We start from the raw sequence: 15,392 nt of genomic DNA, 5'->3' as shown, positions 1-15,392 counted from the left end.
TCATGGTCGAATCAACATACGTCTTTGGCCATAACCCGCCGGGCAGCACCGCGGCGCCGCAGGTGCTAAGTTCCGCGGTCGTGCGTCCTCGTCGCCCCGTCGCCACCGTCGCCGGTGGTCTGCTGCTCGTCCTGTCCCTGCTCGTGTGCGGGGTCGGCGGCGGCTTCCTGCTCGGCCCCGTCTCCCGCTCGGGCCAGGGCATCGAGCTGGCCTCGTCCATCGGCGGCAAGGGCTACTCGATCTTCGACATGAACGAGGGCGACGACTACTGGATCTATCAGCCGGCCGAGCAGACCTGGTCGGAGTCGATCCAGTGCAACATCGCCGACGCGCCCGACACCTGGACGGTCCGCCGCGGCGAGCGGCCCGTGACCGCGCCGGAGAAGATCACGCACTTCGACACCCGGGCCGGCGGGAAGTCGGGCGACTACGACTTCACCTACTACGGCACACTGCGCGGCGACCGGACCAAGGCGTTCCTGTCGGTCGAGTGCGGCCCCGCCGACTTTCTGGTCGTGCCGAGCCGGGCGCCGCTGTGGTACCTCGGTGCCGTCGCCGCCACCGGCACGCTGCTGGGGCTCGTGGGCCTCGCCGTCCTGGTGACCGGCCTGATCCTGCGCCGCCGCCGCCGGGCCGCCGTCCCGGTGGCTCCCTCCGCGACGCCGGTTCGGACGCCGGGTCCGGTGCCGGCGCGAGGCCCGTCGCGGCGCATGTACATGTTCGTGGTGCCGCCGGTGGCCGTGGCGCTCGCCGCGTGCCTCCTGGGCGGGCTGACCGGCCTGTCCCTCGGCTTCGCCGAGACCTTCGACCCACCGGACATCGGCACCGAGGGCAAGGGCCTGGTCAGCCGGGTCATGAACACCACCACCGAATACGCGCTCTACGCCGACGAGAAGGGCGACATCCCGAGCCGCGACAGGTGCTCGGTCCGCGAACAGAAGACACCGCACGTCACCCGGTGGCGGGCCGACCGGCCGCTCGGCGACCCGGAGACGGTGACGTACAACGGCACGACCTACCGATACGTCGGCACCCTCCGGGTCGACGCCATCATCATCGGCATCGTCGACTGCGGCGACACGTCGTCGCTGCTGCTGCGGCCCAGCCGCCGCTCGTGGCCGTTCTTCTGGGGCGGCGTCGCCGTGGCCACCCTGGCCGTGACTGCCGCCGCGACGGCCGGACTCCTCGTCGCGATCCGCCGCCGCCGCGCCGTCACGCCGTGAGCCGGCGCCACCGGAGCTCGAGCGTCAACCTCCACCCGGCCCGGCTCACGATAGGTGGCCGGACGGCCGCGGTGGGCGCCGCGGCCGGCCGGCTTCCGCGTCAGCCGAAGCTGATGGACACGCCGCTGCCCCGCTCGCTCTCCACGGCCGCCCGCATCGACTGCGCCAGCCCGATCGCGTGCACGACGGACATGACCGGAGCCATGAGCTCGAACACCAGCCCGTCCGGCCGCAGCGACAGCAGCGGGCTGTTGTTGACGATCCGGGCGACCGGCCGCTGCTGCTCGTCGGTGACCGTGAACTGCCGCGCGGTCCAGTTGCCCTGGGTGGTGAGCGGCCGCCCGCCGACCACGGCGAGCGTCCCCGGCCGGGCCGCCCCCCACCGGCTGAGCTTGAGGCTGAGCAGCGGCCGGTTCCAGGCATCGGTGAGCTGGAACTCCCGAGACCCCAGGCCGTTGCGAGACCCGGCCGCCAGCACGGCCCCGTTGACCGGGTCGAGAATCTCGTACCGCGCGCTCATCGACCAGTTGTGCCAGCGAATGGTGGCAATCGGCCGGCCATCGGCGAGCGTGACCGGCGAGACACTACCGAAGGGCGCTTTATCGGGCAGCAGCAGCATTCCAGTAAAAGGTGCGAAGACGTTCATGCATCCGAGTTTCGCTACTCACGAGTAGGCGGACGTACCTTCTGTCCGGTGTACGACCACCTGCCTGACGGCCCGGGAACGGACTGAGGCGTCGGCGAGCGGTGCTGGACCGACCGGCCAGCGGTGGTTGCGGGTGAGTGGCGACAACCGCGAATCGCGGGTGCGGCAGCGCTGAGCTGGTGCGGTGAGCAATGTGGTGAGCAGCCACGTAGCTGCCGTATCCGACAGCGGTGCTGGCTGCCAGCCGCGCGGAGTGGACGAGGAGGACACGGCTTCGGAGTCTGTATTACTAATCGAGCGGGAGCTCGACGGATTCTGTTGCCATGGCAACGTAGCCGCTGAACCCGCGGCGCGTAGGGACGGGCAGGAGCCTGAACACCAGCGACGAGTTGCCGCCTAGACCAGACGTACGGAAGCCGAATTGGTCTGCCGACCTCGCTCGTCCTTCCAAGTGACGGTGCACAACGCTGTCCGGGGTGCGCTGAAGCCAGCGATCACCAAGAACCGGATCTCGCCGCCTGGTGGGAGTGCCTGCACCAACGGTGCCATCTCGTGATGGTCGGTCATGATTCTCCACTGCGCGTTGTCGACCGCGACCGTCACCTCGCTGGCCACCGCGTCCCCGGTGTTGTGCAGGACGAGCAGCCATTGGTTGCCCTCGCGGACGAGCCGCGCCCACACCTCGGCTACCCGCGACTTGGTCAGCAGGTCGGACGCTCGTCCTTGGTCACGCGAGATGACGACGGACAGCATCGTGTCAACGTGCCGTGCGAGTTGGGCGTCGTCGGCGTACTCGAGGATCAGTGAGGTGCGTTGGAGACTCTTAAGATAGGCCTCCAGCCGGACCGCTTCGGCGAGATCGATCGTGCCAGGGTTGATGGGGCGGCGTGAGCGCAGGATGCCGACGTACTTCTGCCCGTTGCTGAGCCGCTCGATCTCCTCCGCCGTGCCGGATTCGGCGATCGCGCTGGGCGTGCCCATGCGGTTGCCGAATAGTGCCAGACAGCAGTCACAGCGGTCGGCGAGCTGCTCGTTGATTGCATCCTGAGGCGGCCGGCCGAATTCGGCGGCAGCATTTTCACCCCAGGAGATCGGCACCACGGCCGCGCCGAACTGCTCGCCGTAGACGCCGTTCCATCGAGTGATTGCCTGATGTACGACAGCGAGGTCGGTGCGAGGAATATCGCTGGGACATGAGATCAGCAGTCGCCGAACGACGGCGCTGTAGGCCACGGCCACGCTCCGTGAAAAGAAGAAAGCCCCAACCATAAGGCTGGGGCCGGGTATCGAGTCAGATCGGGTTGAGCGGCTACTGTATTCTCGCCGCTACCATCCACTGCTCCCCTGTGGATTCAGCTTACCAGCCCGAGGTGCCGCTGTCCACTACTGTGCGCCCTTCCATTACGTACGGAGCGACGCCCCGGCCTCGCCCCAGCGCGATCGGGTGATTGTCACCAAACTGTCCCGCTGCACGGCCAAATGTGACTGCGCGAGGATACGGAGTACCCGATGCCGGTCGCGTTGATCGAATCCGAACACCGGCTCCGATCTAACTCGATCGCTCTCCTCCATGAAGCCCAAGACCTCCTGCTCCGGAATCGGTGCTTCCAGCCGATCGGCGAACGCGCGGTAGAGCTCGTGATAGGCGTGTTCGAACGGCCTGCAGAACGCGGAGTTGGTAGCTATCGCATGACGTTTGCCATCGACCGCTACAGCGTCGATGACACCGGCCGCGCCGGCATACCGCACGGCGGCGGCGATTCGGCCGGCGGCTCGGCGCTCAGGGCCTTGACCCACGCCACCCCGGCCGAGTAGCGACTCGACCTGTCCGTACGGCAAGCTGCGCGCCTGTCGCCGGTAGCACTCCGCGCTCACCGCCGCGTAAACCCGCCATAGCGGTTCCAGATAACCGGCCGCAAGATCCGGTTCGGTGACGGCATAGGCGTTGTCGGCACCCCGCCGAACCAGCCCGATGCCGGCCAGCGCGTCGATGGTCCGGGTCAGCAGCGAGCCGTCGTCCGCCGCGAACGGTCCGGTGCGCAAGCCGGCCAGCGGCAGTCCCCGCGCCCGGGCGGCAAGGACGCGGATCGCGTAGTCGATCGACCGCACCTCGGCGTAGCGGCCCGACCCGAGGTTGATATACGTCCGGGTCATGTTCTGCGGACCCCAGCCGGTGGCCGTCTTCTTCGCAGCGTCGATCCGCAGGATCTTCTCGCACATCCCGTCGACGAACGCCCAGTATGTGTTCTCGTCTTCGTTCTCGAGCACCCCCCAGCGGGCGAGCATGCCGATTCGGCCGGCCCGGTCCAGACCGCCCAGGATCGTGCCTCGCCGCTGCAGCTCGAGCAGGCCGAGCAGCGAACGGCTCCCCGTGTCGCGACGCGGTTCCCGCAGCTTGGTGATCGAGCCGATGTCGTCGGAGCTCAGGCCGTGCTGCGGATCGGCAAGTGTGCGCCGCAGTTCTGCCCCCAGCCGGCTCGGATCACCGTAGATCACCATGAGCTCGCTGTTGTCCCGGTGCATCCGCAGGATCAACGGCAGGAAATCCTGGTCGCCGGTCACCAGGATGAAGCGGCGGCAGCCTTGATGGAGGTAGTCCATAGCGAGCACGGTGAGCTGAATGTCCGCCTGTTCCTTGGTGCTCTGCACGTCGTTGCGTTCGATCATGTGCTCACGCATGGCCTTGACGATCGTCGGATCGAACTTGGCGGCGGCCATGTGCGCTTGGAGTTGGCCGCCGAACTGTCGGTACGAGTACTCCCAGAGATCGTCGACGATGCGTCGATCGGCGACCTTCCCCCGGTCGATGAGCGCGCCGGCAAGGTTCTCCCAGTCGACCAGCAGCACGCCGCCTTCAAACGATGCCACGAATGGCCTCCTCAGTAGGGACTGGAATCGGCGCCCAGGTCTGGTCGAGCCCATTGATAAAGCGCTCCACGTCACCGAGGCTTCGGCACATCTCATCGACGAAGAACCGCAACAGCACATCCGGATAGCGGAAATGGCCGTCGGTATGCGCAGCGCACGTGAGGTACTCGCACGCCCCGGCGATGGTGCTGATGGCGTTGAGCGCAAACCTGGTGTCAGGCGAGTCTGCCGTCTTGGTAGACCCGTTCACGACGCTCAGTAAAGACAATCGCCAGGCGGGTGCGCCCTGCACGTCGTCGATCGCGAGTGCGCGGCCCAGGCCGCGGGCGCAGCTCAGGAGCATCGCGGGACGCTGAGCAGCGACCTCCCACAGTCGCGCGACCAACGCCTGGCGGTCGCGGACCTTGGGGCGATAACCGTCCTTGTCCGTGACGCCCTTCACGCCCTTCGTGGCCTTGGCGAGGACGTCGAGCCAGCCAGGATCGCGTGAGCCGCCGAGCACGCCGTACAGATCGGCGGACCGTTCGGGGTGCTCGCCCTGCACCCATTGGAAGCGGCGAATCAGCGCCTCCTCCACCGCGAACAACCGCCGGCTCAACTCGGCCAGGTCGAGTTCCCGGGCGTTGAGCGCGATCTCGACGCGCCGGGAGAGGTCGCGGATCTGACAATCGATAAGGGTTCCTCCCAGCATGGGCACCCACTCGGGCAGCGACACCGGGGATGAGGACTGCGAGATACCAAGCTCTCGACGGGCCAGCAGGATCACCGCGAACCGCTGGTGAATCTGCGCGCTGAGGACTGCCTCGCACGCGTGCCGGTTCCGGTCGAGAATGTGAACCAGCTCGATGGTGATCGCGTTGGGATCGTCGAAGCGCTCGCTGCGTATCACCAGCGGAATGATCGGCAGGTCAGCGAGCTCGGCGGCCAGCTCGCGCGCGTAGTCGTCGCGCGAGCGGCTGCCGTCGACCGCGAGCCAGTATGCCGCCATCGGCCCCGGCGCATCACCGAACAGGCGGCGGACTGTCGCGGCGACCTCGGTCGCGAGATGTCTCGTATCGCTCATCAACCCTCCATTTCCGGGGTTACGGCGGCCGCGATCCGCGCGAGCAATGGAATCCGCGGGCGGACCGTCCCGCCGTCGAAAGCCAGAAAGTTGGCGTCGCAGGCATTCGCCAACAGGCGCAGTGGCGAATGGATGCCGGAGCGTTCGGCCAGCACCTCGTAGTCGGTCTCGGAGCATGACATCGTGGTCGACGAGTCGAGCCCTATGCGGCGCAGCACCGTGTAAACGTCATGCAGCCAGCGATTCTTGCGGCGCCCGACAGTCGACAGGTGGTCCTCGGCCGCGCCTTGGAAGAAGTCGTAGTGCTTGCTGCGCAGGATCTGGCCACGTGTCAGGTTCTCCTTGGCGAACGTGGCGAACAGGTCCGCCCGGACCGGGTTGAGGTCGGACACCTTGTAGCGGCCCTGTATCAGCCAGTCCATGAAAGCGACGAGCAGCTTCACGGTGAGGAACGGATGACCGCCGGTCTCGCCGTACACCATTGTCACGAACTCCGGCTCGAACTCCGCGTCCCGCATGACCTTGCGGATGAGTTCGAAGAACTCCCCGGCCCGCGGCCGAGCCACATCGTGCGTGAAGAGCGGGAACGAGTCCTGCTCGACGACCGGGCTGAGCTGATTCTGGTCGAGCAGGATGTAGTGCGCATTCGGCTGTTGACCCATGAACACCAGCAGGTTGTCGCGAGTGAACCGGACGAGCTGGTTGAGCAGCGGCTGGACGACCAGATAGCGCAGCGCCGGACGCTCTTCGAGATAGTTGGAGAGCGTGCCGAACAGCGTCTCGTACTCGTCGAGCACCAGCACGTATCGCGCGACGTTTCCGGGCTCTCCGGACTGGCACGCGATGACCGCCTGCATGACGAAGTCGTCAGGCAGCTGCCGGCTGCGTCCCAGCGCCTCCAAAACCCGGGCGTAGACGACACCACCGCCGGCCAACTGGCCGGTGTCATCACAGGTCTGGGTGATCACGACCGTCTGCCCGGTGGTCGAACCCAGGTCCGAGGCGCACGCGGTGGTCTTGCCGCTGCGGCGGACGCTGCACCATAACCGCACGCCGTTGCGCCGCTCGAACGACTGCATCAGCGCCCGGACGCTGCCTCTGTACACATGGTTGTAGGTCGTCGCCAGGAACGGGCTCTCCAGCGGGAAGCTTTGGGCGGAATTCCAGGTGATTGGCCGGTCCTGCTTGGAGTCCGCGGTGCGCGAGTACATGATCCGCTCGAGCGTGGACTTGACCTGGTCCTCGGCCTTCGCGCTCTCGGCCGCCACCACGATATCGGCGAGCCGGTCGACCGGCTCGATCACTCCGCGCAGATCCGACCGCAGTCGTGTGATCACCACGCTGACCGCGCGTGCGGACGCGTCCTCGATCAGTGATCGGGTCACGTCAGGCGATAAGTAACACTGCACGTCGATCGACCGGGAGTCACTGACGTTCGGCGGCAACTGCAGCGAAACCTCGAGTCGGTACGGTCTGGCCATGCACTGCGAGAGCACCGGCAGCGGCGCATTCTCCGGATCCTCGTCGACCAGCTTGTCCAGCGTGTCGGCCAGCGGCATCACCGTGTCACGAACCAGCTCACGGAACATCCCGGGTTGCAGCTCGGTGATCAGTTCGCGCAGGTCCGGTACGGTGAGGAATGGCAGCACGTGCGCCCAGGACCGTGGAAATCGGGGCAGGACCTTCTCGCCGGTCTGGTCGAATTCGGCCTCACCGAAGCCCATCAGGATGCCGGACATGAACGCCGATGCGAGACGCCGCAGCGACTTCGTGGACCCGGCACGGTGCGCGTCGGCGAGGCGCGTGGAATAGAACTCCAGCGGTAGGTCGAGGAAGCGCTGCAATCCCGCCAACGACTTGTGTACCGGGTCGGCGGCCGGCGCGCTCTGATTCGTCGTGATGTGCTTGTAGCCCTTGGTGAAGATCTGGCTCGAGTGGCTGAGCAGGGCCGACTTCGCGGTTGCCAGCACTCGCGTCTGGTCGCCGGCCTCCAGGAACGCCTCGAAATACTCGGAGATGACGTCCCGGTAGAACGTTGCCCACTGGAAGATGTGTGACCGGCCGAGTTCATCCAGGGCGCCGTTGAACTGACGGAAGTTGTAGTCGCGGGTCGTCGGGTCGAGCCGCGGAACGGGCTTCTTGGGTGGGCGCCTGGGTATTGGTGGAGCCGGCCGGATCGCCGCCGGCGCGGGTATGGTCACCGGCTCCGGCTCCGGCTCCGGCACGGGTGGGGTCACCGGCTCAACCGCAGGCGCCGGCACGTCGACAGCGTCGAGCAGGTCGTCGAGCAGCGTGACCAGCGCACGGCGGCGCTTGGGCAGGAACAGCTCGACAACGTCGAACAGTGCGTCTTGGCGGTCGAGCAGCTGATCGTCGGACAAGTCGGCGATCAGCAGCCGGAACGCCTTCTCCGCTTCACCCGGGTGCACGTTGTCCAGCAGTGCGGAGATTTCATCGACCCGGCCGATGAAGTCTTCTTCGCCGACGCCGCCTCCGGCTGCCCGGACTTCGTCTACGGGTTCGTGAGCGGCAAGAGCCGGACCTGGAGCCGGGGCGGGCCGGGGCGTCGGGCGCGCCATCCGGCGAATCGCGAGAAACGCGTTCATCCGCTGCCGGTGCCCGAGCGGAAAGCTCTTCAGTGCGGCCGCCACCAGTGGCTCCAGGGCGTACAGTTCGTTCGGCGGGCAATGCTCGACGACCTGCTGAAATCGGCTCGCCGCGTGTTCCGGGCCGGCCCAGCGATTGAGGCGGACCACCTCATCGAGCTCGCCTTTCCAGTCTTTCATGCGAGCACTGCCATGGAGCCCGGGCCGACCCTGGCGACCAGACAAACCGCCGATGCTGCAACAGCCACACCGACAGCTACACCCATCGATCTCCCTGCGCCCATGTCGCGCCTCCCGCCGCCATGACAGCCGAGCCCTGCCTCCGCACCAGTACCTGACGGACAGGCGGCGTCGGGCGGCTGGAGGCCGGTAGACGGTCCGGGGCTTCCAGGCGCTGATCATCTTCTGGGGTCGCCTGACCCGCCGCCGGGACCCGGCATCGGAGGCGGGGTAACAGGCCCGACCGGGTCCGGCGCCTACGGGACGACGCGGTCGCGGATGCTGTCGAGCACCGCCTCCGCCGCCCAGGCGGCCGCGTCGGCGATGTCGCGCCGGTCCATGCCGAACTCGCGGCGGAACGTCACCCAGGTCGCGGCGGAGTCGAGGTGGGACAGCGCCGCGACGACCGCGCGGCGCTGCGCCGCGTCGAGGGACGGCACCTCGGCGTCAAGCAGCCGCTCCAGGTGCGCCCGGCCGAGCGATGGGGCCGCGCCGCTCACGCCGCGCATCGTGGTCTCGGCGACGACGTGCGCGAGCTCCGGCCGGGCGTCGTAGCGCTGCATCGCGTCACGGATCGCGAGGGGGATGTCGAAGATCGAGTGTGACTCCTCGCGGACGAACACCGTCGCCTCGATCCAGGCCGCGGTCGCCAGCAGCAGGTCGACCCGCGTGGGGTAGTTGCGGAACACCGTGCGCTCGGCGATGCCGGCCCGGCGGGCGACGAGCCGGTACGACACGTCGTCGCTGCCGACCTCCTCGATCAGCTCGGCGTAGGCGGCCAGGATCGCCGCCTGGGTGCCGCTCAGCGCGGGGCCGGACGGCGAACCGCTCACGGCCGGGCCCACAGCGCCGCCGGCCGGCCGCGCTGCTCACCGGCCAGACCCGTGTCGCCGGATGCCGCATCGGGGAGCCGCGCGAGCACTGTGCTCACGGCGCGGTCGAACGCGTCGCAGATCTCGGCGGCGTCCATGTCGAAGCCCGTGCGCAGGCGCGCCCAGAACATCGCCGAGGAGAAGTACCGCAGGGAAGCCGCGACCCGCCGCCGATCCCGCCGGTTGAGCGTCGAGGCCGCCACGTCGAGCATCGCCTCGATCGCCCGCGTGATGTAGGCGGGCTCGGCGTCGAGCGTCAGCGAGATCGTGGACGCCCGGGCGCCGACGAACGCGTACGCGGGCAACGCGTCGAAGGCGCGGAAGCGCTCGTGCACGGCGGCGCGGAAGTCGGCGACGGTCACGAACGGCGGCAGCGGGAAATGGGTCTGCTCGATCCAGGTCGACAGCGCCGCGAGCAGGTGGGCCCGCGTCGGGTACTGGCGGTAGACCGTGCGCTCGGAGATGCCGACCTCGTCGGCAAGGGCGCGGTAGGAGATGTCGTCGAACGTGTGCTCACGCAGCAGCACCGCCGCGCTCGCCAGAATCGCGGTCGCGGTGTCGACCGACTCCTCCATCACGTTCCCCTGCCTCGATCGGTCGCCCAGTGCGAAGGGCCGGTGACCTCCGGCGGCAGCACGTAGCGATCGGAATCGTCGAGCGTCAGCGCCAGCGACGAGACGTACTGCACCTGGCCGTGCGCCCCTCGCTGAGCCGACGCCAGCATATCCGGTCGCTCGAACATGTACCCGGTCACGTGACAGCGCAGCCGCTCGCCCGAGGGGTTGCCGTGCTCGTCGAACAGGGGAGAGTCGATGCCGTCGGAGCGGCGGCGCAGGTAGTAGCGCCCGCGCGTGGCGAGGGCCATGGCGGGCGTGGTGACGAACGCGACGCCTATCGCGATGAGCACCGAGAACGGCTTGACGGCGGGGCCGAGCAGCCCGGCGAACGCGAGCAGCGAAAGCACCGAGGCGAGCCCGACCGACACCAGCCCGACCGGGTTCCAGTCGTGCAGCATGCCGCGGCGAAACTCCGGGAAGCGCGGCGAGATGCGCAGTACCCACTTGTTGATCGCGATATCGGTGGCGATCGTCACCAGCCACGCCATGACGACGTTCGCGTACAGGCTCAGGACGAAGGAGATGAGCGTGAAGACGTCGAGCATCATGAGCCCGTAGGCGATCACGAGGTTGAGCAGCACGAAGATCGTGCGGCCCGGGTAGTGCTTCGCGACCCGGGTGAAGACGTTCGACCAGGCGAGCGAGCCCGAGTAGGCGTTCGTCACGTTGATCTTGACTTGCGCGACCACGATGAGCACCAGGGCGAGGACGACGGCGAGCCAGTCGGGGAACAGGGTCTGGTACATGCCGACGAACTGCTTGACCGGCTCGGTCGCGGAGTGCCCCAGGGCCGGATCGACCTTCACGAGGACGTAGACGGCGAGGAACACCCCGATCACCTGCTTGGTGCTGCTGAAGATGACCCAGCCCGGGCCGGACAGGGAGAACGCCGTCCACCACGAGCGGGCGTTCGCCGGCGTGCGCGGCGGCATGGCGCGGATGTAGTCGATCTGCTCGGCCAGCTGCGGGGTGAGCGCGAAGCACACGGCCGCGCTCGAGACGATGGCGCCGAAACTGATCGAGCCGTCGGAGTTGCCGTTGAACGACGTGAAGGCGCTCACCGAGCCGGGGTCGGAGACGACGATCCACAGCAGCGGGGCCAGGGCCAGGGCGAGCCACAGGGGTGTGGTCCAGAAGTGCAGGCGCTCCAGCGCACGCATGCCGTAGATCACGATAGGGATCACCACGACCGTCGAGATGAGGTAGCCGAGCCACAGTGGCGTGCCCGTCGCCACCTGTAACCCCTGCGCCATGATGGCGCCCTCCAGGGCGAAGAAGATGCAGGTGAAGCCCGCGAAGACCACGGTGGTGATGATCGAGCCGTAGTAGCCGAACCCCGAGCCGCGGGCGATGAGGTCGAGGTCGAGGTTGTAGCGGGCGGCGTAGTAGGCGACGGGCACGCCCACGATGACGATGATGACCGACGCGAACAGGATGCCGAGCATGGCGTTGGCCGTGCCGTGGTCGATGCCGATCGTCGCGCCGATCGAGAAGTCGGCGAGGAACGCGATGGACCCGAGGGCCGTCGCGCCGACCGTGGCCGCGCTCCAGCGCCGGAAGGTGCGCGGCACGTATCGGAAGGCGTAGTCCTCGAGGCTGTCCTCCGCGGCCGCACGCGCGTTGCCTGTCCTGCTCACAGTGGCATCCCCTCACGCGCCGGGCGTGGGGCATCCTCCGGGTTGGTTGTTACAGCGGTATTGCAGGCCCGGAAACCGGCAGTGTCGGTTCAGATCGGCCGGTTCAGATCGCCATGGCGGCCCGCACGGTGGAGACGGCGGCCGAGCCGCCCTCGTCGGTCCGGGTGACGAAGCCCGAGGCCAGCACGACGTAGCGCTCGGCGGCCTCGAGGGCGAAGCCGATGTGCTGCTCGACGAGCAGCACGTTGATGCCCTCGGCGGCCAGCTGGACGATGGTGCGCTCGATCTCGGCGACGATCGTGGGCTGGATGCCCTCGGTCGGCTCGTCCAGGATGAGCAGCTTCGGCTCGGTGATCAGGGCGCGGGCGATCGCGAGCTGCTGGCGCTGCCCGCCGGAGAGCAGGCCCGCCTTGCGGGCGGCGAACTGCTCCAGCGCGGGGAAGCGGGCCAGCTGGGCCTCGATGAGGGCCTTGCCGCGCCGGCGTCCGTCGGCGACGAGCTGCAGGTTCTCGAGCGTGGTGAGCTGGCCGAACGCCTGCTGGCCCTGCGGGACGTACGCCATGCCGCGAGCGACGCGCCGGTTGGGGGCGAGCGACGCGATGTCTTCGCCGTCGAAGAACACGCGGCCCTTCGTCGGCTTGATGAGCCCGATCGCGACCCGCAGCAGCGTCGTCTTGCCGGCGCCGTTGTGGCCGAGCACGGCCACGACCTTCCCGGCCGGCACCGTCACGCCGTGCAGCACCCGCGTGCGCCCGTAGCCGGCCTCGATGTCGGTGAGCTCGAGCATGTCAGTCCCCCTCGTGTTGCGTACTGGCGGCCATCTCCGGCGCGCTCGCGAGCTCGACGGCCGCCGCTTCGGGTACGACCGCCATGGCGTCGGTGGTCGCGGCGCCCGCCGTGCCGAGGTAGACCTCCTGCACCTTGGGGTCGGCCTGCACCTCGGCCACCGTGCCGTGTGAGAGCACCTTGCCCTGGTGCAGCACCGTCACGCGCGTGGCGAAGCGGCGCATGAAGTCCATGTCGTGCTCGACCACGAGCACGATGCGCTTCGCCGCGACGCGCTGCAGGAGCTCCCCGGTCGCGGTCCGCTCGTCCTGGCTCATGCCGGCGACCGGCTCGTCGAGCAGCAGCACCCTGGCGTCCTGCACGAGCAGCATCGCGATCTCCAGCCACTGCTTCTGCCCGTGCGACAGGATGCCGGCGGGCGTGGCCAGCTCGCCGGCGAGCCCCGTCTCCTCCAGCGCCTGCTCGATCGACGGGTCGACGCCGCGGCGGGTCCGCAGCAGCGAGGACCAGTGGCGGTGGCGTCCGGCGGCGATGTCGAGGTTCTGCAGGACCGAGAGCTCGTTGAAGACGCTGGCGGTCTGGAACGTGCGGCCGATCCCGAGCCGGACGATCTTGTGCACCGGCCGCCCGAGCAGCTCCTGCTCACCGAGCCGCGCCGACCCGGTGGCCGGCGAGAGTCCCGTGATGGCGTCGATGCATGTCGTCTTGCCGGCGCCGTTCGGGCCGATGAGGAACCGGACCTCGCCGGGGTGCGCGTCGAAGGAGACGCCGCCTACGGCGACGAAGCCCGAGAACTCGACGTGCAGGTCCGTGACGACGAGTGAGGCTTCGGTCACGACTTCGCCTCCTCGAGCTGCCGGGTCGCGGTCGCCGCCGCGCGCTGTTCGCCCGGGCCCCGCCGTGCCGCCGCGAACCTGGCCGGCAGCGACGACAGCCCTTTGGGCAGGAAGAGGATGACGACGATGAACAGCAGGCCGATGATGTACGTCCAGCCGTCGGGCCACGTGGAGCCGAGGCTCGACTGTCCCCAGCCGACCGCCATCGCGCCGAGCGCCGGGCCGAAGAGCGAGGCCCGGCCGCCGAAGGCGACGCCCGCGATCATCAGGATCGAGGCGGCGGCGCCGATCTCGGCCGGCGTGATGATGCCGACGATGGGCACGAACATCGCGCCGCCGATGCTTGCCATCAGCGCCGCCACGACGAAGGCGACGAGCTTGATGTTGGCCGGGTCGTAGCCGAGGAAGCGCACGCGCTCTTCGGCGTCCCGGGTGGCGACGAGGAGCTCGCCGAAGCGGCTGCGGTAGAGCTGCCACACCACGAGCAGGCACACGACGAGCAGCCCGGCCGCGATGAGGTACACCATGCTGCGGTTCGCCGGGTCATTCAGGACGAAGCCGAAGAAGTACTTGAAGTCGCTGAGCCCGGTGTCGCCGCCGGTCTCGCGGATCGTGGAGCTGATCAGGGTGGCGAGCGCGACGGCGAGCGCCTGGGTCAGGATCGCGAAGTACGCGCCCTTGACGCGGCGCTTGAACAGCGCGTAGCCGAGGATGCCGGCCACGACCACCGGGAGCGCCACGATCGCCACCAGCGTGAACGCCGTGCTGCGGAACGGCTCCCAGAACGCCGGGAGCGGCGCGAGCGGGTCGTAGAGCACCATGAACCCCGGGACCCCGTCACCGGCGGTCTCCAGCGTGAGGTGCATGGCCATCGAGTAGGCGCCGAGGGCGAAGAACACCCCCTGCCCCATCACGAGCATCCCGCCGCGGCCCCACGCCAGGCCGATGCCGACGGCGGCCATCGCCCAGCAGCAGTACTTGCCGAGGTTGCCGAGCCAGTGATCGGTGAGCACGAGGGGAGCGACCGCGAGGAGCAGGACGGCGAACACCCCGATGCCCACCAGGGAGAAGGTTGGCTTCAGTCTGGTCATACCAGGCTCCTGGTCCGTACCGTGAACAGGCCCTGCGGCCGCGCCTGCAGGAAGACGATCACGAGGACGAAGGCGAACACCTGCGCCAGGCTGCCGGTCGTCCAGTAGGCCAGGCACGACAGGACGACGCCCACCGCCCACGCGGCGACGATGGTGCCCTTGAGCTGGCCGATGCCGCCGGCCGCGACGACGAGAAAGGCCGGGATGATGTACTGCGCGCCCATCTGCGAGTTCGTGCCGCCGACGAGCGACGCGGCGACGCCCGCGACTCCGGCCAGGCCCGACCCGATGAAGAAGGTCAGGCGGTCGACGGTGCGGGTGGAGATCCCGGCGACCTCGGCGAGGTCCCGGTTCTGCACTGTCGCCCGGATGCGGCGGCCGAACGAGGTGTACTTGAGCCAGGCCGCCAGCGCCGCGACGCAGACGGTCGCGAGCACGATGGTGAACACCTGCCGCAGCGGCCAGTCGTAGCCGAGGATCGTCAACTGCCCGTCGAGCCAGCCCGGCTTCTCCACCGGGACGCCCTGCGACGGGAAGATCTGCAGCGCCGCCTGCTGCAGGATCAGGCTGACGCCGACCGTGACGAGCAGGGTGTCCAGGGGCCGGCGGTACATCCACTGAATGATGCTGACCTCCAGCAGGAGGCCGAACAGCCCGGCGACGACGAACGCGACAGGCAGCGCGACCGGGATGGACAGGTCGCTGGAGTCGATCACCTGCTGGACGAGGTAGGCGGTGAAGGCGCCGATCATGAGGAACTCGCCGTGTGCCATGTTGATCACGCCCATCTGACCGAACGTGAGCGAGAGGCCGAGCGCGGCGAGCAGGAGCAGCGCACCCTGTGCGCTACCGTTCAGCAGCGGTGGGATCAGTGCGTCCACGTGCTCTCGCTCTCTGTGCGGAAGTGGGTGTGCGGAGGGGATTCGGG

Annotated in this window: 13 protein-coding genes; 1 reads left to right on the top strand and 12 read right to left on the bottom strand. The window is 68.5% G+C overall.

All coding sequences use genetic code 11. From position 1 onward, the window contains the following. Positions 1-80 precede the first annotated feature (80 nt). Positions 81-1,223 (top strand): hypothetical protein, encoded by a 1,143-nt coding sequence (locus Dvina_RS38170; protein ID WP_223094522.1) that lies wholly within the window; start codon positions 81-83, stop codon positions 1,221-1,223. 100 nt (positions 1,224-1,323) lie between these two features. Here Dvina_RS38170 and Dvina_RS38165 read toward each other — a convergent pair whose 3' ends face one another. The 12 genes from Dvina_RS38165 to urtB all read right to left on the bottom strand — a co-directional run bounded on the left by Dvina_RS38165 (position 1,324) and on the right by urtB (position 15,345). Continuing rightward, positions 1,324-1,869, bottom strand: coding sequence for a hypothetical protein (locus tag Dvina_RS38165; protein WP_223094520.1), 546 nt, complete (start codon positions 1,867-1,869; stop codon positions 1,324-1,326). 396 nt (positions 1,870-2,265) lie between these two features. Beyond that, positions 2,266-3,102: a hypothetical protein gene (locus Dvina_RS38160; RefSeq protein WP_223094517.1), complete on the bottom strand. Its 837-nt coding sequence runs from the start codon at positions 3,100-3,102 to the stop codon at positions 2,266-2,268. Positions 3,103-3,270: 168 nt separating this feature from the next. Next, the gene (locus Dvina_RS38155) at positions 3,271-4,737 is read right to left on the bottom strand and encodes an NYN domain-containing protein (protein WP_246655589.1); all 1,467 of its coding nucleotides are present in this window, start codon (positions 4,735-4,737) and stop codon (positions 3,271-3,273) included. Next, the gene (locus Dvina_RS38150) at positions 4,724-5,800 is read right to left on the bottom strand and encodes a hypothetical protein (protein ID WP_223094513.1); all 1,077 of its coding nucleotides are present in this window, start codon (positions 5,798-5,800) and stop codon (positions 4,724-4,726) included. Before Dvina_RS38150 ends, Dvina_RS38155 begins: the two co-directional genes overlap by 14 nt. Next, complete coding sequence (locus Dvina_RS38145) at positions 5,800-8,586, bottom strand: hypothetical protein (protein WP_223094511.1); 2,787 nt, start codon at positions 8,584-8,586, stop codon at positions 5,800-5,802. The genes Dvina_RS38150 and Dvina_RS38145 overlap by 1 nt, the downstream gene beginning before the upstream one ends. 296 nt (positions 8,587-8,882) lie before the next feature. Continuing rightward, on the bottom strand, positions 8,883-9,458 hold the full coding sequence (locus Dvina_RS38140; RefSeq protein WP_223094509.1) for a TetR/AcrR family transcriptional regulator: 576 nt from the start codon (positions 9,456-9,458) through the stop codon (positions 8,883-8,885). Continuing rightward, on the bottom strand, positions 9,455-10,072 hold the full coding sequence (locus Dvina_RS38135) for a TetR/AcrR family transcriptional regulator (RefSeq protein ID WP_246656639.1): 618 nt from the start codon (positions 10,070-10,072) through the stop codon (positions 9,455-9,457). Before Dvina_RS38135 ends, Dvina_RS38140 begins: the two co-directional genes overlap by 4 nt. Beyond that, the gene (locus Dvina_RS38130; protein ID WP_223094504.1) at positions 10,072-11,751 is read right to left on the bottom strand and encodes a purine-cytosine permease family protein; all 1,680 of its coding nucleotides are present in this window, start codon (positions 11,749-11,751) and stop codon (positions 10,072-10,074) included. Before Dvina_RS38130 ends, Dvina_RS38135 begins: the two co-directional genes overlap by 1 nt. A gap of 103 nt (positions 11,752-11,854) precedes the next feature. Further along, positions 11,855-12,538 carry an ATP-binding cassette domain-containing protein gene (locus Dvina_RS38125; protein ID WP_223094502.1) on the bottom strand — a complete coding sequence of 228 codons (684 nt, stop codon included), beginning with the start codon at positions 12,536-12,538 and terminating at the stop codon, positions 11,855-11,857. Position 12,539: 1 nt separating this feature from the next. Continuing rightward, positions 12,540-13,373, bottom strand: a complete 834-nt coding sequence (gene urtD, locus Dvina_RS38120; RefSeq protein ID WP_223094500.1) for an urea ABC transporter ATP-binding protein UrtD — start codon at positions 13,371-13,373, stop codon at positions 12,540-12,542. After that, complete coding sequence (urtC, locus tag Dvina_RS38115; protein ID WP_223094498.1) at positions 13,370-14,464, bottom strand: urea ABC transporter permease subunit UrtC; 1,095 nt, start codon at positions 14,462-14,464, stop codon at positions 13,370-13,372. Before urtC ends, urtD begins: the two co-directional genes overlap by 4 nt. After that, a complete protein-coding gene (gene urtB / locus Dvina_RS38110; protein WP_223094496.1) occupies positions 14,461-15,345 on the bottom strand; it encodes an urea ABC transporter permease subunit UrtB in 885 nt (294 codons plus the stop codon). Before urtB ends, urtC begins: the two co-directional genes overlap by 4 nt. Positions 15,346-15,392 lie beyond the last annotated feature (47 nt).

The sequence above is a fragment of the Dactylosporangium vinaceum genome, assembly GCF_019904175.1.
Lineage (GTDB): Bacteria > Actinomycetota > Actinomycetes > Mycobacteriales > Micromonosporaceae > Dactylosporangium > Dactylosporangium vinaceum.
This window is presented reverse-complemented; position numbering and strand designations above follow the sequence as displayed.

Excerpts from the sequence above, each read along its gene's own strand:
- Dvina_RS38165 (WP_223094520.1), bottom strand. The coding sequence starts at position 1,869 with ATGAACGTCTTCGCACCTTTTACTGGAATGCTGCTGCTGCCCGATAAA.
- urtC (WP_223094498.1), bottom strand. The coding sequence starts at position 14,464 with ATGACCAGACTGAAGCCAACCTTCTCCCTGGTGGGCATCGGGGTGTTC.
- Dvina_RS38125 (WP_223094502.1), bottom strand. The coding sequence starts at position 12,538 with ATGCTCGAGCTCACCGACATCGAGGCCGGCTACGGGCGCACGCGGGTG.
- Dvina_RS38135 (WP_246656639.1), bottom strand. The coding sequence starts at position 10,072 with ATGGAGGAGTCGGTCGACACCGCGACCGCGATTCTGGCGAGCGCGGCG.
- Dvina_RS38145 (WP_223094511.1), bottom strand. The coding sequence starts at position 8,586 with ATGAAAGACTGGAAAGGCGAGCTCGATGAGGTGGTCCGCCTCAATCGC.
- Dvina_RS38150 (WP_223094513.1), bottom strand. The coding sequence starts at position 5,800 with ATGAGCGATACGAGACATCTCGCGACCGAGGTCGCCGCGACAGTCCGC.